Origin of the sequence: Actinoalloteichus caeruleus (assembly GCF_049311605.1) — a bacterium.
Classification (GTDB): Bacteria; Actinomycetota; Actinomycetes; order Mycobacteriales; family Pseudonocardiaceae; genus Actinoalloteichus_B; species Actinoalloteichus_B caeruleus.
Genome location: NZ_CP186005.1, coordinates 4377433 through 4399683 on the forward strand (window position 1 = coordinate 4377433; position 22251 = coordinate 4399683).

Annotated in this window: 17 protein-coding genes; 6 read left to right on the plus strand and 11 right to left on the minus strand. The window is 73.4% G+C overall.

What is annotated here, in order from left to right; translation table 11 throughout:
- Window positions 1–157: 157 nt before the first annotated feature.
- The 3 genes from ACOJVX_RS17615 to ACOJVX_RS17625 all read right to left on the minus strand — a co-directional run bounded on the left by ACOJVX_RS17615 (window position 158) and on the right by ACOJVX_RS17625 (window position 3234).
- Complete coding sequence (locus tag ACOJVX_RS17615) at window positions 158–664, minus strand: barstar family protein (protein ID WP_051314231.1); 507 nt, start codon at window positions 662–664, stop codon at window positions 158–160.
- 121 nt (window positions 665–785) lie between these two features.
- Window positions 786–1436, minus strand: a complete 651-nt coding sequence (locus tag ACOJVX_RS17620; RefSeq protein ID WP_211237583.1) for a ribonuclease domain-containing protein — start codon at window positions 1434–1436, stop codon at window positions 786–788.
- A gap of 211 nt (window positions 1437–1647) precedes the next feature.
- The gene (locus tag ACOJVX_RS17625; RefSeq protein WP_422646935.1) at window positions 1648–3234 is read right to left on the minus strand and encodes an ABC transporter substrate-binding protein; all 1587 of its coding nucleotides are present in this window, start codon (window positions 3232–3234) and stop codon (window positions 1648–1650) included.
- 274 nt (window positions 3235–3508) lie between these two features.
- Between ACOJVX_RS17625 and ACOJVX_RS17630 the strand changes: the two genes are divergently transcribed.
- The 3 genes from ACOJVX_RS17630 to ACOJVX_RS17640 all read left to right on the plus strand — a co-directional run bounded on the left by ACOJVX_RS17630 (window position 3509) and on the right by ACOJVX_RS17640 (window position 6667).
- Window positions 3509–4315: a carbon-nitrogen hydrolase family protein gene (locus ACOJVX_RS17630; RefSeq protein WP_103056441.1), complete on the plus strand. Its 807-nt coding sequence runs from the start codon at window positions 3509–3511 to the stop codon at window positions 4313–4315.
- Window positions 4316–4556: 241 nt separating this feature from the next.
- Complete coding sequence (locus ACOJVX_RS17635; protein ID WP_418153520.1) at window positions 4557–5237, plus strand: ABC transporter ATP-binding protein; 681 nt, start codon at window positions 4557–4559, stop codon at window positions 5235–5237.
- Entirely contained in the window at window positions 5234–6667 is a 1434-nt protein-coding gene (locus ACOJVX_RS17640; protein ID WP_418153519.1) for a DUF6297 family protein, read from the plus strand. Before ACOJVX_RS17635 ends, ACOJVX_RS17640 begins: the two co-directional genes overlap by 4 nt.
- Before the next feature lie 51 nt (window positions 6668–6718).
- On the opposite strand, the gene nadC is transcribed toward ACOJVX_RS17640, so the two are convergent.
- The 3 genes from nadC to nadA form a co-directional block, all read right to left on the minus strand.
- A complete protein-coding gene (nadC, locus tag ACOJVX_RS17645; protein WP_418153548.1) occupies window positions 6719–7594 on the minus strand; it encodes a carboxylating nicotinate-nucleotide diphosphorylase in 876 nt (291 codons plus the stop codon).
- Window positions 7595–7700: 106 nt separating this feature from the next.
- Complete coding sequence (locus ACOJVX_RS17650) at window positions 7701–9338, minus strand: L-aspartate oxidase (RefSeq protein ID WP_026420039.1); 1638 nt, start codon at window positions 9336–9338, stop codon at window positions 7701–7703.
- Window positions 9335–10351: a quinolinate synthase NadA gene (gene nadA / locus ACOJVX_RS17655; protein WP_026420038.1), complete on the minus strand. Its 1017-nt coding sequence runs from the start codon at window positions 10349–10351 to the stop codon at window positions 9335–9337. The genes ACOJVX_RS17650 and nadA overlap by 4 nt, the downstream gene beginning before the upstream one ends.
- A gap of 87 nt (window positions 10352–10438) precedes the next feature.
- On the opposite strand from nadA, the gene ACOJVX_RS17660 reads away from it, so the two are divergent.
- Window positions 10439–11143 carry an NUDIX hydrolase gene (locus ACOJVX_RS17660; protein ID WP_081715623.1) on the plus strand — a complete coding sequence of 235 codons (705 nt, stop codon included), beginning with the start codon at window positions 10439–10441 and terminating at the stop codon, window positions 11141–11143.
- Window positions 11144–11215: 72 nt separating this feature from the next.
- Here the strand turns inward: ACOJVX_RS17660 and ACOJVX_RS17665 are convergent, their stop codons facing one another.
- The 5 genes from ACOJVX_RS17665 to ACOJVX_RS17685 form a co-directional block, all read right to left on the minus strand.
- Window positions 11216–11830, minus strand: coding sequence for a DUF2567 domain-containing protein (locus ACOJVX_RS17665; RefSeq protein ID WP_051314230.1), 615 nt, complete (start codon window positions 11828–11830; stop codon window positions 11216–11218).
- A gap of 385 nt (window positions 11831–12215) precedes the next feature.
- The gene (bioB, locus tag ACOJVX_RS17670) at window positions 12216–13259 is read right to left on the minus strand and encodes a biotin synthase BioB (RefSeq protein WP_030105878.1); all 1044 of its coding nucleotides are present in this window, start codon (window positions 13257–13259) and stop codon (window positions 12216–12218) included.
- Window positions 13260–13307: 48 nt separating this feature from the next.
- Window positions 13308–14096 (minus strand): dethiobiotin synthase, encoded by a 789-nt coding sequence (bioD, locus tag ACOJVX_RS17675; RefSeq protein WP_418153515.1) that lies wholly within the window; start codon window positions 14094–14096, stop codon window positions 13308–13310.
- A gap of 26 nt (window positions 14097–14122) precedes the next feature.
- Complete coding sequence (locus tag ACOJVX_RS17680) at window positions 14123–15415, minus strand: adenosylmethionine--8-amino-7-oxononanoate transaminase (RefSeq protein WP_103056436.1); 1293 nt, start codon at window positions 15413–15415, stop codon at window positions 14123–14125.
- Between the two features lie 89 nt (window positions 15416–15504).
- Window positions 15505–16725 (minus strand): cytochrome P450 family protein, encoded by a 1221-nt coding sequence (locus ACOJVX_RS17685; RefSeq protein WP_030105875.1) that lies wholly within the window; start codon window positions 16723–16725, stop codon window positions 15505–15507.
- Between the two features lie 759 nt (window positions 16726–17484).
- On the opposite strand from ACOJVX_RS17685, the gene dnaE reads away from it, so the two are divergent.
- Both dnaE and ACOJVX_RS17695 read left to right on the plus strand, forming a co-directional pair.
- On the plus strand, window positions 17485–21051 hold the full coding sequence (dnaE, locus tag ACOJVX_RS17690; protein ID WP_030105874.1) for a DNA polymerase III subunit alpha: 3567 nt from the start codon (window positions 17485–17487) through the stop codon (window positions 21049–21051).
- 280 nt (window positions 21052–21331) lie between these two features.
- Window positions 21332–22183, plus strand: a complete 852-nt coding sequence (locus ACOJVX_RS17695) for a DUF4253 domain-containing protein (protein WP_103056435.1) — start codon at window positions 21332–21334, stop codon at window positions 22181–22183.
- Window positions 22184–22251 lie beyond the last annotated feature (68 nt).

Below are 22251 nucleotides of genomic sequence, written 5' to 3' on the forward strand. Positions count from 1 at the left end.
TTTGGGGGAAGGCGGTGCGGCTCCGGCCTCGGGACCAGGGTCGAGACCCCGGGAACGGCGCGGCGGCTGGGCGCCGGGACGCCGCTCCGGCCTCGCCTCGGCCCACGGGTGGGAACGCCCACCCGCGCCAGCCGGCACCCCCGGAGCGCCACCTCTCTCAGGCCCGGCCGGGGGCCGCCGTCCGCAGCCGGTCGCGGAGGTCCCCGGCCTCGTCGGTGGAGGTCCGGAAGAGCACGCGCAGTCCGGCTCCGCCCGGTTCCGGTCCGGTCGACCCCGCCACCGCGTCCAACACCCGGATGAAGGTCGTCAGCTCGGTGACGGGTTCGGCCACCAGGAGGTTCTCCGCGTGCCGCACGGTGATCTCCTCACGGGACCCCGGGCCCCCCTCCCGAACGCCGATTCCGGCGCCACCGGTGAGGAGGTCGGACAGGCACTCGTCGAAGGCGTCCCAGTTGCGGCCGAAGTAGTCGGGGAACCCCAGCGCCCTGGCCCACTCGTCGAAGAGCTGCGCCCTGGTGGCGCAGTGGCGACCGTCGACGGTCCAGCGACCGGGACTCGCTCCGCCGCCCTCGCCACCCCGGCTCGCGGTCGTGATCTCGTCGTCCAGGGCCAGTTCCGCCCATCGGTGTCCGGGGAGTACGGGCGCGTCCAGTGGCTCGGTCATGGTGGGGGTGTCCTCGGGCGCTGGGGCTGGCCGGGTGGGCCCGGCCGGCGCGGTGGGGGGTCGTCGTCCTGCCACCCGCGGAGCGGGTGGGCGGGCCGTGGCCGGGTCGGCACGGCCGTCGTCATCCGCAACCACCGGAGATCAGCCGGAAGGACTCGTAGTGGTCGGCGGTGTACCAGACCTCGTGGGTGTCGCGGTCCCGGACCAGCCGCTCGGCGTCCCGGCGCTCACCCGGCGGGCGCGGGTTGACGTCGTACTCCCGGTAGGACCCGTCGAGCGGCAGGTCCTCCCCGTAGTTGTGGTACTGGTTCCCGCCCCGGATGACGAGTCCGCCGCCCGCCGGGTGGTCCACCGCCTGGTCGTTGACCGGCCAGCTCAGGTCCGCCCAGGTCCCGCACGCCCGCCCCACCTGGTCCGGGAACTCGTCGACGGGCAGCGGCGGTCCCACGAGGTCGGCCGGGGTACCGCTGGTCGAGCGGGTGTCCTCGACCAGCGGCGCGGGAGGTGCGCAGGCGGCGGCCGCCGTCAACGCGGCGAGGAGGAAGGCGGTGATCGGCCCTGGCGGTCGGGTGCGGGCGCCGCCTCGCCGGCCCCGCCGGGGTGACGGTCCCGCTTCCCGGCCGGGGGGCGCGCCGCGGTCCCGGACGAGGGGGTGCCGAGTTCTCGAGGCGGGATCGCCCACGACGTGGTCCCGGGTGCGGTCCTTGCTCCACATGCCGCTCACCTGCCTGCCTCCGAGCCGCTGGGGTGGTTCTCCGTCGGGCGCGCTCACCGTCGTCCTCGTTCGACCACGGTAGGTGTGTTGATCACGGGGAGGAAGACGTTCACCCCCGAGCCCCCTGATCAGGTGAGGCGCGGACCGGGAGCCAAGGCGCCCTCGGCGGAACGTCACCTGCCGCCCCGCGCACCGGGCCCGGGCGCCAGCGGGTCCACGTGGACCGGTGCGTCCTCCCGCCCACCACGCACCCGTCCCCCGGGGGCGCTCAGTTCCGGGACCAGTCCTCCAGGTTCCACCAGGGCCCCCAGGTCATCCCGTGGCCGCGAGGCTCGGTGACCCGCTGGTACCCGGCCCACCCCGGGCCCAGGAGGTAGCTGTGGCGGGGGAAGACCAGGTACACCAGCCCCGGCTCGGCCACGTAGGCCCGTTGCGCGGCCCGGTAGTGGGCGGTGCGCTCCGCCTGGTCGAGGCCGAGGCGGGCGGCGTCGAGCGAGGCGTCGACCTGGGGGTTGTCGTAGCGGCCCAGGTTGGCCTCGGCGACCGAGGAGGAGTGCAGAGACGGGTAGCCCTGGAGGTCGGGGTCCAGCGGGTTCCCGTGGCTGACCACCACGGCGTCCCTCCCGGCCCGGGGGAGGATGTCCTCCCAGGGCAGCCCCTCGACCCCCACCTCCACGCCGATGCTCGCCGCCCCCTCCGCGAAGGCGGCGGCGAGCTCGGCGCTCAGCGGGTCGTCGACCGGGTGCAGCAGGGTGAAGCGCGCGGGGGTGCCCTCCCGGGTGCGGACCTCCTCGCCGTCGTCGAGGTCCCAGCCCTCGTTCTCCAGCATCCGGCGGGCCTGCGGGGCGTCGAGGACGAAGGACGCCTCGGGGTCGACGAACTCCGGGAGGGTGGGCGGGAACGGGGTGTGCGCCGGCTGTCCGTGCCCACCGAGGACGTCGGCCACCATGCCGGCGCGGTCGACGGCCAGGTTCAACGCGAGGCGGATGGCCGGGTCCCCGGCGACCGGGTGACCGGAGGGCAGCGTCACGGCCCGGAACTCCCCGCTGTCGTGGTGGACGACCTCCAGCTCGGTCTGTTCCGGGAGGTCCCTGGCCTCCCACGGGTGCAGCACCGCCCCGTCGAGCTCCCGGTCCCCCATCCCCCGGACCCTCTCCTCGAACCCCAGGCCGAAGACGACGGTCACCTGGTCGATCTCGGGCGCGCCGTCCCAGTAGTCCTCGTTGGCCTCCCACACCATCCGCTCGCCCTGGATCCACTCGACGAGCCGGTAGGGGCCTGTCCCGACGGGTTGGGTGTTCAGGGGTGAGTCGACGAGGGGGCCGGCGGCCACGTCCTCGCTGGGGACGATGCCCAGCACCAACAGGTCGGGGAAGGACGCGTGGGGGTGGCGCAGGTCGAACTGGACGGTGTGGTCGTCGAGCTCGGTGACCGACTCGACCACGTCGAGACCGGCGGCCACCAGGGACCCGCTGGCCGGGTCGATCGCGGCCCGGTAGGTCGCGACGACGTCCTCCGCGCCGAGGGGGGAACCGTCGTGGAAGGTGACGTCCTCGCGGAGGCGCACCGTCCAGGTGGTCCCGTCCGTGGAGGGTTCGGGTTCCTCCAGGGCCAGGGCGGGGCGCGTGACCCGTTCCGCGTCGTGGGTGAGCAGGCCGTCGTAGAACTTGCCCTTGCCCTGTTCGGCATAGCCCAGCAACGGGTGGAGGGTGGCCGGTTCGGCGACCTCGGCCAACACGATCGAGTCGCCGGCCCGCACCTCGTCGGTCCGCTCGGAGGTCGGCGTGGTGCACCCGGCGGAGAACGCGACGGCGGACAGGGCGAGGAAGGCCACGGGCCTGCGGCGGACGAACACCCACCAACTCTAGGAACCGGCGTCCCACGACCGGCACGCGGAGTGCCCGGCGGGGTGCGAGCGCGGTCCACCGGCGGTTCCGCTCCGGTCGGCCCGCCCACCCGACGGACCGCCGGACCGTCCGCCGCGTTCCCCGGCTGGCGCGGGCGGAGGCGTTCGGTTCCCCCGGGCGTGGCCTTCCTCGCCCGCCCGATCGGTCCAACCGGCGCGGTGGACGCGGGGTGGGGCAGGATCGGAGTGTCCGATCACGACGATGGCTACGGCGAGGTGGATGATGGCAGGCTCGTTGCGGGTGGCTCTCTGCCAGCTCAGCACGACACCGGATCCCGCGAGCAACCTGGAGCTGGTCCGGCACGGCGCGGCGGAGGCGGCCGCCGCCGGCGCCCAGGTCGTCGTGTTCCCGGAGGCGACGATGGCGTGCTTCGGGATCCCGTTGCGCCCCCTCGCCGAGGGCCTGGAGGGGCCGTGGGCGACGGAGGTCCGCCGGATCGCGGCCCAGTACGAGCTGCTCGTGGTCGCCGGCATGTTCACCCCGGCCCCGAACGACCGGGTCACCAACACCCTGTTGGTCACCGGGCGGGGGGTGGACACCTACTACGACAAGATCCACCTGTACGACGCGTTCGGCTTCCAGGAGTCGGCGACCGTGGCCTCGGGGGATCGGCTGGTCAGCGTCGAGGTCGAGGGCATGCGGTTGGGTTTCGCCACCTGCTACGACCTGCGCTTCCCCGCGTTGTTCACCCGGTTGGCGGCGGAGGGGGCGGAGGCGGTGGTGGTGCCCGCGTCCTGGGGCGCCGGGCCGGGCAAGCTGCGGCAGTGGGAGCTCCTGGTGCGGGCCCGCGCGCTCGACTCGACCAGCTGGGTGCTGGCCTGCGGCCAGGCCCTTCCCGATGGCGCGGACGTCGAGCAGGCCGGGGGACGGGCGCCCACCGGGGTGGGGCACAGCATGGTGGTCGACCCGTTGGGCACCGTGCGGGTCGCGGCGGGCTCCGCTCCCGAGGTGGTGCTCGCCGGCATCGACTCGGCACGCGTCGCCGCTGCCCGGGACTCGGTGCCGGTGTTGGCCAACCAGCGGCTCTGACGACCGCGACGACCAGTGCGCGGGTCGCCGTGCTGGGCACCGGCTCCGACCTGGGCGCGGGAGCGGGCGCGTGCCGCTCCCACCCGGGCCGGGCTCGTGGCTCGGACGGCCTCGGGGCGTTCGACGGGCGGCTCGTCCTGACAGGACGGTGCCAGCCCAGGACGGGGATCGGGGCGGAACCGGGGCGACGCACCGGCCGTTGTCGGGGGGATGCCCACCGCCTCCGAGAGCAGGTCCTCGCATGCACCGTCCACCGTCGACCTCGTCGTCGCCGGCCCCCACCCTCCCGGAACGCCGGGGGACGGCGTTGCTGGAGTTCCGGGGGCTGACGGTGCGCTTCGGTGACCACGTCGTCCTGGACCGCCTCGACCTCGCCCTCGAGGCGGGTCGGGCGGTAGCGGTGGTCGGACCGAACGGCGCGGGCAAGTCGACGGCGTTGCGCTGTGCCGTGGGCGCGGAGGCGCCGACCTCGGGAGAGGTGCTGTTCGACGGGGCTCCGCTCGACGAGACCTCGCCCGCCTTCCGCGCCTCGGTCGCCGCCGCCCTGGACGACGCGGCCTCCTTCCCTGACCTCTCCGTCGTGGAGCACCTGCTGGTGGTGGCCTGGGCACACGGGGTCGACGACCCGGCGGTGGTCGACGCCGCCGTCGTGGACTGTGGGCTGCGGTCCGTGCGGGACAACCTCCCCGCGACGCTGTCGAGCGGGCAGGCGCGGCGGCTGGCCCTGGCCTCCTGCCTCGTCCGGCCACGGCGCGCGCTGGTCCTCGACGAGCCCGAGCAGCGGCTGGACGAGAGTGGGCACGACTGGTTGCGGGAGAGGCTCCTCGCGGAGAAGGCGGCCGGGACGGCGGTGCTCTTCGCGTCCCACCACTCCGCCCTGGTGGACGCGGTGGCGGACAACGTCGTCACGGTCGCTCCGTGACCGCGGTCCGGCGCGCCGGTGGGCCGGGCACGACGGTCCCGGCGGTGGGTTCCCCACCTCCCACGGCGCGTGCGCTGCGGGCCCGGTTGCGCGCGGCGCGGCGGGAGCGGGGTGGGCGTGGGGCGATGGGCCGGGTGGGGGACCTCTCCTCGCCGGTCCTGGTCGCTCTGGTGGTGGCCGGTGCCCTGGTCAGCTTCGTCTCCGCCGTGGCAGGGGGGCCGGCGGTGCCGGAGCCCGAGGAGCTGGCGTCGCTGCGCTGGTTGGTGCTGGTGGGCGCGGTCGCCGCCTGGGCGGGGGTGGTCCGTTCCCTGCTGACCATCGGACCTGTGGTCGTCGGCGCGACGAAGCGGTTCTGGCTGTTGGGCGCGCCGGTGAGCCGCCGGGGCTTCCTGGCTCCGACGATGGTCGCCCTGTCATCCGGGATCGCGGCGCTGGGCGGGCTCGTCGGGGTGGTGCTGGCCGCGTTGGCGTCCCTGCGCGGCCCGGGCGTCCTGCTCGCCGGTGCCGCCGGGGTGGCCGGTGGTGCGCTGGCGGTGGCGGTCGCGGTGCTGGGCCAATCGGTTCCGGACGGGCCGCGTCGGCTGCGGTGGGCCGTGGACGGGGTGCTGGCCGCCTGCGTGGTGGGCGGGGTGGTCCTCGCCGCACCGGCGGGGTGGATGGTCACCCTGCCCGCGCCCTCGTCGGCCTGGGTGGTCGTCTTGGGGGTGGTGGCGGTGGTCGCCTCGCTCGCCTCGTGGGTTCGGCTGGCCCGGGTGGGGCGGGCCACCCTCACCGCTGGTGCCGACCTCGCGGGCACCGCGTCCGTGGCGGTGTGGTGGCTGGACCTCTCGGTGCTCTCGTCGGCTCTCGACGAGAAGGCGATGCGACGCCGGGGCCGGGTTCGGTCGCGGCGGCTGCGGGGGACGCGGGTGACGGTGTCGCTCCGCGCCGACTGCCTCCGCCTGCTGCGTCGGCCGGCGCGGGGTGTGGTGTGGGCGGTCCTGCTGCTCGTGCCCTACGCGGTGGCGGGCGTGGCGCTGCCCGAGGCGACGGTCGCGGTGGTCCAGGCACTGGGCGCGGCGCTGGCCACCGACCGGCTCGCCGGGGGGCTGCGGACGGTGGCGCGTTCGCCCGGTCTGCGGCGGGCGTTGGGCGGCACCGATCGCCACTTGCTGCTCGCCCATCTGGTGGTGCCGGGTGTGGGCGCGCTGCTGTGGGTGCTGTTGACGGCTCCCGCCCTGCCGTCCTCGACGTGGTGGTGTTCGGCGGTGTCGGTGCTCGGCGCGGTGCTGGTCACCTACCGGCTCGCCACCCGCCCCCCGCTGTCCTACGACCTGACGCTCTACGACACCGGGCTCGGACCGATGCCGCTGAACCTGATCCGCGAACTGTCGCGGGGGCCGCTGCTGCTGGTGCTGGTGGTCGTCGCCCAACTGGCCATCGTCGGTTGAGGACCGACGGCCACCTGGTCGCGGGCGAGCGGATGGCGGGTGGGCACGGGGTCAGTCCAGGTCCAGCCCCAGGTCCAGCGCCGGAGCGGAGTGGGTGAGCGCCCCCACCGCGAGGTAGTCGACGCCGGTGGCCGCGTAGGAGGCGGCGACCGCCAGTGTGAGCCCGCCGGAGGCCTCCAACCGGGTGCCGCTGGCTCCGGCGGCGTCCCGGCGGCGCACCGCCTCGGCGCACTGCTCGACGGTGAAGTTGTCCAGCAACACCTCGTCGGCGCGCGCGGCGAGCACCGCGTCCAGCTCCTCCAGCGTGGTCACCTCGACCTCGCACGGGAGGTCGGGGGCGTGTTCCCGCGCGGCGGCGAGCGCGTGGGTGACCGAGCCCGCCGCCACGACGTGGTTGTCCTTGATCAGGACCGCGTCCCCCAGTCCCATCCGGTGGTTCGAGCCCCCGCCGCACCGCACCGCGTACTTCTGCGCCGAACGCAGCCCCGGCAGGGTCTTGCGGCTGTCCCGGATGACGCAGCCCGTGCCGGCCACCGCGTCCACCCAGGCGGCGGTGGCGGTGGCGATGCCGGAGAGGTGGCAGAGCAGGTTGAGCGCGGTCCGTTCGACGGTGAGCAGCCCCCGCACCGGTCCGCGTAGCCGCATCGCTGGCTGCCCGGCCACGACGCGGTCACCGTCGGAGAGCGCCTCCACCACCTCGTACCCCCGGGGGCCGAGGTGGAGGTCGCAGACGGCCCGGACCAGGGGGAGCCCGGCGAGCACCCCCGGCGATCTCGGCGCGATGTCGGCCACGGCCCACTGGTCGGCGGGGACGGTCGCCTCGGTGGTGACGTCCGGCCCGTACCGCAGGTCCTCGCGCAGGGCGGTGGCGATCAGCGTCGCGATCTCAGAGGGGTTCAGCCCGGCGGTGGTGAGGGCGGTGGCCACGGAGTCGGACAGGGCGGGGGCGGCTGGGGCAGTGCTCACGATCGCACCTTCCTCGTGCGGGTGGCCCCGGGGGGCTCGGGGCGGGGACCGGTGGCGGCGCGGCGGTTCACGCGGCGGCTCCGAGGGCGGGTGCGTCCACGGCGATGGGCTCGCCGAACACGTCGAGCCGGAACGCCGTGGACCGCCTCCAGACCTCGTCCTCGCGTCCGGGGTGGTCCAGGCGTTGGTGGCAACCCCGGGACTCGGTGCGGTGTGCGGCGGCGGCGAGCAGGGTCCTCGCCACCAGGGTGAGGGCGGCGTCCTCGGCGAGCCGCCGGGTGGACAGCGGGCGGGACACCGAGCGGGCCTCGAGCTCGGCGTGGGCCGTGGCCAGTCCCGCCGCGTCCCGGCCGAGACCGGCGTGCCGGGTCATCACCCGCTGCACGACGTCCCGGTCGCAGATGCCGCTGGCGGGCAGGGGTGCCCGGTCCACGGCGCAGGGGCCGCCGACCAGGCCGGCGTCGAGGTCACCGGCGACCGCCTCGGCGGCGAGTCGTCCCGTGACCAGCCCTTCGAGCAGGCTGTTGGAGGCCAGCCGGTTCGCGCCGTGCAGTCCGGTCCTCGCGGTCTCCCCCGCCGCGTAGAGGCCGGGGACGCTGGTGCGCCCGTGCACCGTGGCGAGGACACCGCCGCAGGAGAAGTGCGCGGCCGGAGCGACCGGGATGGGCTCAACCTCGGGGTCGATGCCCGCGCGGCGGCAGGCGGCGCTGACGGTGGGGAACCGGCGGGCGAAGGCGCCGCCGGCGAGGTGGGTGGCGTCGAGGAAGACGTGGTCGTCCACGCCGCCGGGCGCGGCGGCCAGGTGGGCGCCGATCGCCCGGGACACGACGTCCCGGGGGGCCAGGTCACCCAACGGGTGCACGCCCGCCATCACCCGGGCTCCGGTGGCGTCCACGAGGACCGCTCCCTCGCCTCGGACCGCCTCGGTCACCAGCGGTCGGCTGCCGGTCGCGTCGGCCGAGGTGTAGAGCACGGTGGGGTGGAACTGCACGAACTCCAGGTCGGCGACCTTCGCTCCGGCGCGCAGGGCGAGCGCGATCCCGTCGGCGGTGGCCACCGCCGGGTTGGTGGTGGCGCGGTAGAGCTGGCCGAGGCCCCCGGTGGCCAGCAGGACGGCGGGGGCGCGGACCACGCCGGGCACGCCGTCGGCGTCGAGCACCGTCAGGCCGGCGACACCGCCCGACCGGCCCCGCAGCACCTCGACCGCGGTGTGGCCGGTGAGGAGGGCCGGACCGCCGCGGGCGGCGGACAGCAGGGCGCGTTCGACCTCGGCCCCGGTGGCGTCCCCGCCGGCGTGGACGACCCGGAACGCGGTGTGGCCCCCCTCCCGCGTGCGGTCGAGCCGCCCGTCGGCGCCCCGGTCGAACACAGCTCCCAGGTCCCGCAGGTCGGTGACGGCGGCGGGGCCGGCGCGGACGACCGCGTCCACGGTGCCGGGATCGCAGAGCCCCACCCCGGCGGTGAGGGTGTCGGCGATGTGCCGTTCGGGGGTGTCGTCGTCGGGGCCGTCGGGGAGGACGACCGCCACGCCGCCCTGGGCCCAGGCGGTGCCGCCCTCGGACGGTTCGCCCTTGCTGATGACCAGCACTCGGAGCCCGAGGCTGGTGGCGCGCAGCGCCGAGGTCAGTCCGGCCACGCCGGATCCGACGACCACGAGGTCCGCGCTGGCCTCCCAGCGCGGCGTTCCCTGGTCGCCGGTGTTCATTCCCCGCCGCCGGGCTGCCCGATGGCGATCATCCTCCGGACCGCGTCCCGGCCGCGTTCCGCGGTCTCCTGGTCCACGGTGACCTCGTCGAGGCCCTCGCGCAGGCAGCGGAGCAACGCGGCTGGCGTGATCATCTTCATGTAGCGGCAGGACGCCCTGTCGTTCACCGCGCGGAAGTCGATCTCCGGAGCGGCCCGGCGGAGCTGGTGCAGCATGCCGACCTCGGTGGCCACCAGCACGGAGCTGGCGTTGGTGGACCGGGCCGCGGTGAGCATGTCGCCGGTGGAGAGGATCTTGACCTGGTCGGCGGGGACGGCTCCCTCACCGGCCAGGTAGAGCGCGGAGGTCGCGCAGCCGCACTCGGGGTGGATGAAGAGGTCGGCGTCCGGGTTGGCCGCGGCCTTCTCCGCCAGCTCGGGGCCGTTGATGCCGGCGTGGACGTGGCACTCGCCGGCCCAGATGTGCAGGTTCTCCCGGCCGGTGACCCGCTTGACGTGGGCGCCCAGGAACTGGTCCGGGCAGAAGAGCACCTCGCGGTCCTCGGGGATGGAACGCACCACGTCCACCGCGTTGGAGGAGGTGCAGCAGACGTCGGTCTCGGCCTTCACCGCCGCGGTGGTGTTGACGTAGGAGACGACCACCGCCCCGGGGTGCTGGGCCTTCCACTCCCGCAACTGCTCGGCGGTGATGGAGTCGGCGAGTGAGCACCCGGCCCGCTCGTCGGGGATCAGCACGGTCTTCTCCGGGCTGAGGATCTTCGCCGTCTCGGCCATGAAGTGCACACCGCAGAAGACGATGGTGGACGCCGTGCTGCTGGCGGCGATCCTGCTCAGCGCCAGCGAGTCTCCCGTGTGGTGCGCGACGTCCTGGATCTCCGGGAGCTGGTAGTTGTGCGCCAGCAGCACCGCGTCGCGCTCCTCGGCGAGGCGCAGCACCTCCTCCCGCCACGCGGCGTCGGGGGTCACGCCGCCGTAGGGGGTCAGGTCCAGGTCGGTCGTGGTGGTCGCAACCATCTTGTCCTCCTCGAGGGAACCGGAGGTGGGTCACCACCCGCCGGTTTTCGCCCTCCGATCGAAAACTGGGTGGATACTATCAACCAGGTGAGTCAGACCGGTCACGAGGTGTTGGCGGCGGTGCTCGGAGTCCGGGGCCGCGACCGCGAGAAGTCCCTGCGGGTACTGCTCTGGCGGCGCGGCAGGCCGCCGCAAGCCGGCAGATGGGCGCTGCCCGGCGGGCAGTTGGGCGCCACCGAGGACGTGGAGTCCTCCATCCGGCGTCAGCTCGCCGAGAAGGTCGACGTGCGACAGCTCACACACGTCGAGCAGCTCTCGGTGTTCAGCGCCCCCGAACGGGTCCCGGGGCGACGGGTGGTCGCCACCGCCTTCCTCGGCCTGGTCCCCTGCGACGTCGACCCGGAGATCCCCGACGACACCGAGTGGTTCCCGGTCTCCGCGCTGCCCGAGACCGCCTTCGACCACGGGTCGATCGTGTTGCGCGCGCGCGACCGGCTCCGCGCCAAGCTGTCCTACACCAACCTCGGGTTCGCCCTGGCTCAGCCGCAGTTCACCATGTCCGCCCTGCGCCGCGTCTACTCCGCCGCGCTGGGTTACCGGGTCTCGGCCACCAACCTGCAACGGGTCCTGTCCCGACGCGGCCTGCTCGAACCGACCGGCGGCACCGCCCCGTCCGGCCCCAGCGGAGGACGGCCGGCGGCGCTGTTCCGGTTCACCGGCTCGGGGCTGCGGGTCACCGATCCGTTCGCCGTGCTCCGACCCCCGAGCGGGGAGGACGTCCGCTCCTGCTGAGCGCCCGCCGCGGGGGGTCGGACGGCACCGTCCCGCCCCCGGCGAAGGCCAGCCGGGCGCCCGCCGCCGGTGTCAGCCCCGCCGTCGACCCAGGTCGTCGGTCCCCGACCAGGCGACAGCCATGCCGTAGCTCAGTGCCGCTCCGAGCGGTTGCGCGACCAGGGCGAGGGCGGTCGTGAGTTCCGGAGGGCGCACCAGCGTGGCCCCGGCCGACACCGTGTCCGCCAGGGGGAACCGGCTCATGGCGAACGACGTGCCGATCCGGTTGGCCAACCAGGCCGCGGCCAGGCAGCCGAGGACGACGGCGACGAGGACGACCGGTCCCCGCCGGCTGCGCCACGACCAGGCCGCGAAGCCGGTGACCACGCCCGCTCCCAGGCCGAGGAGGACGAACAGCGCCAGGGCGTCGAACCGGTGGTAGCTCTCGGCGGGCAGGCTCGCCAGGCGCCCGTCGGCGAGCACCCGCAGCCGCACCGGGGGCGCCAGGGCGGACCACAACCACCCCAGGGGAAGGCCGGTGAGCGCGACCAGGGACAGCAGGTTCAGCGCGGGCAGCAGGTCGGGCCGCACCAACGGCGGGCGGGGGCGCCGCGCCGGCATCGCCACGACGTGCCCGGCACCTGGTGGCGGGACGGCCGGGAGGTGTGCTGGTCCGACATCTCCGGTGCTGCGCGGTTGCCGCGACACCCGCACCTCCGCTCTCTCGGTGGGTTCCGGCCGCCGCGCGGTTCACCCTGGTCGGTCCCGGGGCCGGGCGCCGTGGGCGACGCCGCTCCCGGGCGGTGAGTGTCCCAGGACGCCTCAACCGACCGGCGGGGTGGGTGCGTCGGCCTCCACCCCCAGGCTGCCGTGCCGGCCGCACCGGGCACTCCACCCGGCCGGGGTCACCTGCACCACCATGCGCCGGGCGCAGGAAGGACAGTACCGGGGAGGGTCGGTGCCGCGCCGACGAACACAGACCGCCCGGTCCGGGCAGGCCCCGTCCGGCCGGCCGCACCACCCGCAGTAGCCCGTGCCGTCCACGTCCCCCTCCTCCCACCCCCGGGTGCGTCGAGTCCGAAACCCCGAGGGCTCACAGGGTGCTGTTGAGCGCCTTGATCGGCATGTTCAGCTCGGCCAGCATGTCCAGGTCCTCGCCGGCCGGTCGCCCGAGGTTGGTCAGGTAGTTGCCGACGATGATCGCGTTGATCCCGCCGAGCATGCCCTGCCTGGCCCCCAGGTCACCGAAGGTCAGCTCCCGGCCCCCGGCGAAGCGCAGCATGGTGCGCGGCAGGGCCAACCGGAACGCCGCCACCGTGCGCAGCGCCTCCGGCCCCTCGACGACCGGGTAGTGCTCGAACGGGGTGCCCGGGTTGGGGATGAGGAAGTTCAACGGCACCTCGTGGGGGTCGAGCTCGGCGAGCTGGCTGGCGAACTCGGCTCGCTGCGCGGTCGTCTCCCCCATCCCGATGATCCCGCCGCAGCACACCTCCATGCCCGCGTCCCGCACCATCCGGAGGGTGGACCAGCGTTCCTCCCAGGTGTGGGTGGTGACGACCCGGGAGAAGTGGGAACGGGCGGTCTCCAGGTTGTGGTTGTAGCGGTGCACCCCCATCGCCGCCAACTCCTCCACCTGCTCCCCGGTGAGCATGCCCAGGGAGCAGGCGATGTTGAGCTCGCGGGTCACCTCGTCGGCGCGGATGGCCTCGATGCCCGCCCTGACCTGCCGGAGCAGGCGCTCGTCCGGCCCGCGCACCGCCGCCACCACGCAGAACTCGGTCGCACCGGAGGCCGCGGTCTGCCGGGCGGCGCGCACCAGGCCCGGGATGTCCAGCCAGGCCGCCCGGACCGGGGTGGGGAACAGACCGGACTGGGAGCAGAAGTGGCAGTCCTCCGGACAACCGCCCGTCTTCAGGCTGACGATGCCCTCGACCTCGACCTCCGGACCGCACCAGCGCAGCCGCACCCGGTGTGCCAGGTCGAGGAGTTCGGGCAACCGGGAGTCCGGCAGGGACAGCACCTCGCGCAGCGCGCCCTCGCCCAGCCCCCGGCCGGCCTCCAGCACCTCGGCCTCGGCCCTGGCCAGGACGTCCACCGGCTGGGCGCTGGTGGTGGACCTACCGTCGACATCGCTCACGAGTTGTCACGATGTCAGTGACGGTACGTGGCGCGCACTGCCGAAGACCTACAAAATCGGTCGGCGAGTCTGTGCTGGCTCCTCCACTTCGGACGGCGTCGTGGGGGCGGTGCCCGGTGCGACGCCCACTCCGGCCGGCCCGGTGATCCCCTTCGGGGTGAACCGCCCGCCCAGTGCGCCGGCGAGACCGTCGCGGGCGGCGAGCAGGAAGTCCGCCGGGGACCGCCCCGCACACCCGGTGGGCAGCACGCCGAGCAGCGGTACCCCGGTGACCAACGGCAGGTCCCGGAGGTTCTCCCGGCACGCGAGGTCCGGGTGGGCCGGCCACTCCCCCACGACGAGCCCCGCGCAACGCAGGCCCCGCCCGCGCAGCGCCTCCACGGTGAGCGCCGCGTGGTTCAGCGTGCCCAGACCGGCCCTGGTCACGACCAGCACCGGAGCCGCCAGCTCGGCCGCCGTCTCGGCGAGGCCCCCGCTCTCGTCGAAGCGGACCAGCAGCCCACCGGCGCCCTCCACGAGCACCAGGTCGTGGTCGGCGGACAGGGAGCGGGCCAGGTCGGCGACATCGCTCGGGGACACCGGCGCCAGGCCCCGGCGGCGGGCCGCCGTCGCGGGGGCCAGCGGATCGGGGTAGCGCGCGGTCTCCCGGCAGGTGACCGCACCGGCGAGGCGGACCACCTCGTCGACATCCCCCGGTTCGTCCTCGGCCACCCCGGTCTGCGCGGCCTTGAGCACGGCGACACTCCGACCGCTCGCCGCCGCCAGCGCCGCCACCCCGGCCGTGACCACGGTCTTGCCGACACCGGTGTCGGTGCCGGTGATCACCAACAGTCGCACGCGGCGACCCTAGCGGCAGGCGCGCCTCACGCCTCCTCGGCCACCGCGGTCATGGCCGCGCAGATCGCGGCGATGTCCTCGTCCTCGCTGACGTAGGGCGGCATCGTGTACACCAGGTCCCGGAAGGGGCGCAGCCACACCCCGTGCCGGGCGGCGGTCTCCCTGGCCGCCGGGAGGTCCACCGGGCGGTCGAGCTGGAGGACCCCGATCGCCCCGAGCACCCGGACGTCCACCACGCCGGGCAGCGCGGAAGCGGCGGCCAGGCCGGCCCGCAGGCCCCGCTCCACCCGGGCGACGCGGGCGCGCCAGTCACCCGCCAGCAGCAGCTCGACGGAGGCCGCCGCGACCGCGCAGGCCAACGGGTTGCCCATGAACGTGGGGCCGTGCGCCAGGACGGGCACGGCACCGGCGGAGATCCCCTCCGCGACCTCCTCCGAGCACAGCGTCGCGGCCAGGCTCACGTACCCGCCGGTGAGGGCCTTGCCCAGGCAGAGGACGTCGGGCGCGACTCCGGCGTGGTCGGCGGCGAAGAGCTCACCGGTGCGACCGAAGCCGGTGGCGATCTCGTCGAAGACGAGCAGCACGTCGTGGGCGAGGGTGAGTTCACGCAGGACGTGCAGGTAGCGGGGGTCGTGGAACCGCATCCCTCCCGCGCCCTGCACCACCGGCTCCACGATCACGGCCGCCAGCTCGTCGGCGTGCCGCTCCACCAGGTCCGCCAGGGTCCGCACGTAGTCCTGGTCGACTCCGGCGTGGGCACCCGGGGGCGGTGCGGGGGCGAACACCTGCTCGGGCAGGACCCCCGACCACAACGCGTGCATCCCCCCCACCGGGTCGCAGACGCTCATCGGGTGGAAGGTGTCGCCGTGATAGCCGCCGCGCCAGGTGAGCAGGCGGGTCTTCTCCGGTCGTCCCCGGGACCGCCAGTGCTGGAGGCACATCTTGGCGGCCACCTCGACGGCGACCGATCCGGAGTCGCTGAGGAAGACGTGGGGCAGTGACCCCGGGGTGATCTCCGCCAGCCGTGCGCACAGCCGCACCGCGGGCTCGTGGGTCAGCCCCCCGAACATGACGTGGCTCATCCGCCCGAGCTGGTCCCGCGCGGCGGCGTCCAGCTCGGGCACCTGGTAGCCGTGGATCGCCGACCACCACGAGGACATGCCGTCGACCAGTTCCGCCCGCCCGGCCACGGGGGTGGCGAGGCGGAGCCGCACGCCGGACGCCGAGTCCACCACCAGCGGCTCCACCGTTCCCGGCATGGGCCCGTACGGGTGCCAGACGTGCCGTCGGTCCAGGTCCAGCAGGTGTTCGACCGTCACCCCAGCAGGGTAGAGCGGTGATCGCCCCGCCCGAGGTGGTCCCCCGCCCTGGCGGAGGACCGGGGACCACCTGGGTGGAGCGGGTGGCCTCAGCGCAGGCGGACCGGCAGTTCCTCCAGGGCCCTGACCAGGGTCGACTGGCGCCACCGGATCTCTGACTGGGGCGTGCCCAGGCTCATGTTCGGGAACCGGCGCAGCAGCCCACCGAAGGCCACCTCGCCCTCCATCCTGGCCATCGCGGCTCCGACGCAGTAGTGCACGCCGTGGCCGAACGCCAGGTGCCCGCTGGCGTTGCGGGTGATGTCGAACTCGTCCGGGCGGGAGTAGCACTGGTCGTCCCGACTGCCCGCGAGCAGCGAGACCAGCACGATCTCCCCGACGCCGATCCGGGCGTCGCCCAGGCGGAACTCCTCGGTGGCGTACCGGATGCTGGCCAGGTGCACCGGGCCCTCGAAGCGCAGGATCTCCTCGATGGCGGCCGGCAGCATGGTCAGGTCGGACCGCAGCGCCCGCAGCTGCTCGGGGTGGCGCATCAGGTGCAGCATCCCGTTGCCGATGAGGTTCACCGTGGTCTCGTGACCGGCCACCACCAGGAGGAACGCCATCGCGACCAGCTCCTCCTCGCTGAGCCGGTCCTCACCGTCCCTGGCCTCGATCAGGTCGGTCAGCAGGTCGTTGCCCGGGTGCGCGCGCTTCTCGGCGATGAGGTGCTGGAGGTAGGCGAGCATGTCGTTGATCGAGGACTGGGTGCCGTCCGCCGGTCCGTAGTTGGCGACCACGTCGGCGCTCCACCGCCGGAACTCGTCCGCGTCGGCGTGCGGGATGCCCAACAACTCGCAGATCACCCTGATGGGCAGCGGGAAGGCGAAGGCGTCGAGGAGGTCGACCTCCGTCCTCGACTCCATCTCGTCGAGCAGCTCGGTGGTGATGGCCTCGACGCGGGGGCGGAGGTTGACGACCATGCGGGGGCTGAAGACCTGCCGCACCAGGCGCCGCAGCCGGGTGTGCTCCGGCGGGTCCATGTTGACCATCTGGGCGGCGAAGCTGCCGGCCAGCTCGGCCGGTGTCTGGCCGTCGGGCAGGTCGAGGTGCCGGAAGAGGCTGGAGAAGCCCCGGTAGTCCTTGCTCAGCGACGGCGTGGTCAGCGCTTCCTTCGCCTCGTCGTACCGGGTGACGACCCACGCCCGAAGACCGGAGGGTAGTCGGACCGCGTGCGCGGGTCCGGTGGTCCGTAACGCCTCGTAGACGCGGTGGGGATCCTGGAAGAAGTCGTCCCCGAGCGGCCGTGGGGCGGTCAGCGACTGGGTCATGGAGATCCTTCCTCGTTCAGATGATCTTGCGCGTGACGAGTGAACCGTCTCGATGGCTCGGAGTAAACGGCCAATCACGGGAAGCCGCCGGAACTACTCCGCTCGGCCCAGCGCGGGGTCCGCGGGCGGCACGGCCACTACTCCCCCTGGCGGGTGCGGCGGTCCGCTCGGGCGCGGGGGCATGGGGCGCCCGGACCAGCGGGGGCGTCCGCCCGCGAGCCGCCCTCCCCGCCGGCCTCGCCCGGGCTGGCGCGCTCTCCCGGCGAGGCACGCGGCCGGTCGCCGCGACCCCGGAACCGACGGCTGGTCCCACGCCTCCCCGCCACCTCGATCACCACCCGAGCCGGTCACGGCGAGCACCGGCGCGCGGTCGTCACCGCCCCGGCCGCACCGGGTCGATGGGCCGGCCCAGGCCGACACGCCGGTCATGCTCCGACCCCTCCTCGACGATCACCGGTGCCCGCCGGGCCTGACGGGACGTCACGTTGCCGGTTCAACCAACTACCACCCGTCGCGACCCCCGATCAACCTCGGGGGGCGGGTGGGACTCGCCAGCCACGCCACCCCGCCACACCCGAGGGGCGTCGTGGCCTCGCCCCACGCCGTCCCACCGTGCGGTGGGACACCCCGAACCGAGGGCGACACCCCGGGTGGGGTGCTCTCGTCGCGGCACGGCCAGGACATAGGCTGGGCGCTTCTCCCGCGCGGCCCGCACCGCCGCCCCCGCGCGCCGTCGACACGCCCCGGAGGTCCCTGCCCGTGCCCGGTGACTCCTTCGTCCACCTGCATGTCCACACCGAGTACTCGATGCTGGACGGAGCGGCCAAGATGGCGCCGCTGTTCGCCGAGGCCAAGAGACTCGGGATGCCGGCGGTCGGCATGACCGACCACGGGAACATGTACGGGGCCGACGAGTTCTACCAACAGTCGAAGAAGGCGGGCATCAAGCCGATCATCGGGATCGAGGCCTACCTCGCTCCCGGCAGCCGGTTCCACAAGAAGCCGGTGTTCTGGGGCCAGTCCCACCAGCGCTCCACGGACCAGTTCGGTGAGGGCGGTGACGTCTCCGGTGGGGGTGCGTACACCCACATGACGATGCTGGCCGGCGACGCCACCGGCCTGCGGAACCTCTTCAAGCTGTCCTCGCTGGCCTCCATCGAGGGCTACTACCGCAAGCCCCGGATGGACCGCGACCTGATCGCGGAGAACAGCCAGGGCATCATCGCCACCACCGGCTGCCCCTCCGGCGAGGTCCAGACCCGGCTGCGACTGGGCCAGTTCGACGAGGCCATCCAGGCCGCCAGTGACTACAAGGACATCTTCGGCGCCGACAACTTCTTCGTCGAGCTGATGGACCACGGGCTGGCCATCGAACGCTCGGTGCGGGAGGGGCTGCTCGACATCGCCAAACGGCTCGAACTGCGGCCGTTGGCCACCAACGACTCGCACTACGTCACCAAGGACCAGGCGGAGTCGCACTCCGCCCTGCTGTGCGTGCAGTCCGGCAAGACTCTCTCCGACCCGAACCGCTTCAAGTTCGACGGCGACGGCTACTTCCTGAAGTCGGCCGAGGAGATGCGGGCGTTCTGGGACAAGGAGGTCCCCGGCGCGTCCGAGTCGACACTGCTGATCGCCGAGCGGGTCGAGTCCTACGCCGAGGTCTACGAGCACCGCGACCGGATGCCCGTCTTCGACGTGCCCGAGGGCGAGACGCAGGAGTCCTGGCTGCACCGGGAGGTGATGAAGGGGCTGGACTGGCGCTTCCCGGAGGGCGTGCCCGACGGCTACCACGAGCGGGCCGAGTTCGAGTTGAGCGTCATCGCGCAGAAGGGCTTCCCCGCCTACTTCCTCGTCGTGGGTGACCTCGTCCAGCACGCCAAGGAGATCGGCATCCGCGTCGGCCCCGGTCGTGGTTCCGCGGCGGGTTCCCTGGTGGCGTACGCCCTGGGGATCACCAACCTGGACCCGATCCCCCAGGGACTGCTCTTCGAACGGTTCCTCAACCCCGAGCGCGCGTCGATGCCCGACATCGACATCGACTTCGACGACCGCCGCCGGGGTGAGATGGTCCGCTACGCCACGGAGAAGTACGGCGCCGACCGCGTCGCGCAGGTCATCACCTTCGGCACGATCAAGACCAAGGCGGCGATCAAGGACTCCGCCCGGGTGCACTTCGGTCAGCCCGGTTACGCGATCGCGGACCGGATCTCCAAGGCCCTGCCCCCGCCGGTGGCCGCCAAGGACATCCCGCTGGCCGGCATCGTCAACCCGGAGCACGAGCGGTACCCCGAGGCCGCCGAGGTGCGCACCCTGATCGAGACGGACGCGGAGGTCTCCAAGATCTTCGAGACCGCCCGTGGTCTGGAGGGCCTGATCCGCAACGCGGGCGTGCACGCCTGCGCGGTGATCATGTCCTCCGAACCGCTGATGGACGCCATCCCGCTGTGGCAGCGGGACGACGGGTCGATCATCACCGGCTGGGACTACCCGTCCTGCGAGGCCATCGGCCTGTTGAAGATGGACTTCCTCGGGCTGCGGAACCTCACCATCATCAACGACGCCATCGACAACATCAGGGCGAACCGGGGCGACGAGATCGACCTCGACGTGCTGGGCCTGACGGACACGAGGACCTTCGAGCTGCTGGGGCGCGGGGACGCGCTCGGCGTGTTCCAGCTCGAGGGCGGCGCCATGCGGGACCTGCTGCGCAGGATGCAGCCCACCGAGTTCAGCGACATCATCGCCGTCAACGCCCTCTACCGCCCGGGCCCGATGGCGATGAACAGCCACAACAACTACGCCGACCGCAAGAACGGCCGCCAGGAGATCACCCCGATCCATCCCGAGCTGGCCGAACCGTTGGAGGAGATCCTCTCCGAGACCTACGGCCTGATCGTGTACCAGGAGCAGATCATGCGCATCGCGCAGAAGGTCGCCGGGTACTCGATGGGACGCGCGGACGTGCTCCGCAAGGCGATGGGCAAGAAGAAGCTGGAGGTGCTCGAGAAGGAGTTCGAGGGCTTCCAGGCCGGGATGCGGGAGAAGGGTTTCTCCGACGAGGCCATCAAGACGCTCTGGGACACGATCCTGCCGTTCGCCGGTTACGCGTTCAACAAGTCCCACGCCGCCGGCTACGCCCTGGTCTCCTACTGGACCGCCTATCTCAAGGCCAACTACCAGGCCGAGTACATGGCCGCCCTGCTCACCTCGGTCGCCGACAACAAGGACAAGTCCGCGGTCTACCTCTCCGAGTGCCGCCGCCTCGGCATCCAGGTGCTGGCTCCCGACGTCAACGAGTCGGCGCTGCGCTTCGCCGCCGTGGGGACCGACATCCGCTACGGCCTCGGCGGCATCCGCAACGTCGGCGGCAACGTCGTGCAGTCGATCATCGACACGCGGAAGAAGAAGGGCGCCTACACCTCCTTCAACGACTTCCTCACCAAGTCGGAGATCGTCAGCTGCAACAAGCGGGTGATCGAGTCGCTGATCAAGGCCGGCGGGTTCGACTCGCTCGGCCACTCGCGCCGCTCGCTGATCGAACACCACGAGGCGGCCGTCGACGCCGTGATCGGCCTCAAGCGGCAGGAGGCGATGGGCCAGTTCGACCTGTTCGGCGGTGGCGACGACACGCCGGCCAGCGAGGACGCCTCCCCGCTGGCGCACCTCACCTACACCCCCGAGGAGTGGCCCCGCAAGCAGAAGCTGGCCTACGAACGGGAGATGCTGGGGCTCTACGTGTCGGCGCACCCCCTGGACGGGGCGGAGCGCATCCTGCGCAAGCAGGCCCCCCGGGACATCGCCGCCCTGCTCAACGACCCACCGAAGGAGGGGGAGGTCATCATCGCCGGCATGATCTCCTCGGTCGAGCGGCGGGTCAACAAGAACGGCGAGCCCTGGGCGATCACGACCGTGGAGGACCTGGACGCCTCCATCGAGGTGCTGTTCTTCCCCAAGTCCTACGCGGTGCTCGGCCAGGACCTCGTGGAGGACACCGCCGTGGCGGTCAAGGGCCGGGTCAACTGGCGCGAGGACAAGATGAGCATCTTCGGTTCCGGGGTGATCCCGCTGGACATCAGCGAGGCGGAGAACAACCCCGGCGTCGAACCACCGTTGACGCTGCTGGTCAAGTCCGAACTGATCACCGAGGAGGTGGTCAGCGACCTCAAGCAGGCGCTGCGCGCCCACCCGGGGGAGACCCCGGTGCGGCTGAAGCTGCACTACCAGCACAAGACGGCCATGCTGGCCGTGGACGACTACCCGATCTCCACCTCGCCGGCCTTCTTCGGAGAGCTGAAGGCGATCCCGGGCGTCACGATCAGCGCCTGAGGCCACACCACCGAGGGGCCCGTTCCCGCGCGTCGGGGGCGGGCCCCGTCGCACGCCCGCCCGGACCGCCTCGCCGAGGTTCACCGGCCTGCCCGACTGGCCCCCTCGCGGGTGATCTTCCTCGTCCGACAGCCGCCACGTCCCGCACCCTGCGTGGTCGCGCGCGGCCGCGGCCCCCACGATCTGATGATCACGCTCGTCGTCGGTTTGGCGTGAGAATATCGGCAGGCCCAACGCAAGGGGCGACCCGAGCACTGGACGACATCCGGGAGAACCCGACGTGGTGGATCAGGCGGACACGAGATCACTGCCGGACGAGTTGGCGGCCCTGTTCCCCGAGGGCGGGGACGGGCGGCCCCTCCCACCGGACCTGCCGCCGGGCGAGCTCATCTGGGCCGACGAGAGCTTCGCCCGCTACCGGCTGTCCACCGTGCGGCCCGCGCTGTGGCTCAGCCGGGACCCCGCCGGGGCTGGGACGTGGGCCCGGTACCGCGCCCTCCACCCCGAGACCGGGCTGTGGCCGCTGCTGCTGCGCCCCAGTGACCTCCAGGGCGGTGAGCCGTGGGAGACCGGGGAGCTCGCTCCCGAACCGGTGTCCCGCGTCGACCGGCACGACGCGCGGGCCCTGATGGCGGAGTGGTGGGCCGAATCGGCCGCCCCGTCCGGCGGCGGACACGACGTCAGCGAACAGCTGCTGCCCTTCGGCCCCGACTTCCCCGGCCTCGCCCCCAGGGCCGTGCCCGACCGACCCCCGGAGGAGGTCGCCGACTGGCTGGCCGGTGAACTGACCGACGGGGTGGCTCGGCTGGGGCTCGTCGCGGCGTCGCGCGGCGCGGACGCGCTCGCCCAGATCGGCTGGATGGGGCCGGTGAACTACTCGGAGCGCACCGCCCCCCTGTCGGCGATCCTGCGCAGCTGGGAGGACCGGTTCGGGGTGCGCGTCGTCCGGCTCGGGTTCGACACCCTGGACCTCAGCGTGGCGGCGCCGCCCAAGACCCCGGAGCACGCCCTGGCCGTGGCGGCCGAGCACTGGTCGTTCTGCCCCGACAGCATCGACCAGGGGGTCGGCAACCTGGGCGACTACGCCCGGCAGATCGTGGGGCACCACTCCTGGACCTTCTGGTGGGAATGATGCCGCCGCACCCCCGTTCCCGCGCCGTCCCGCTACGGGAACGAGCCACCGTTGTCGGCTCCGCCCGG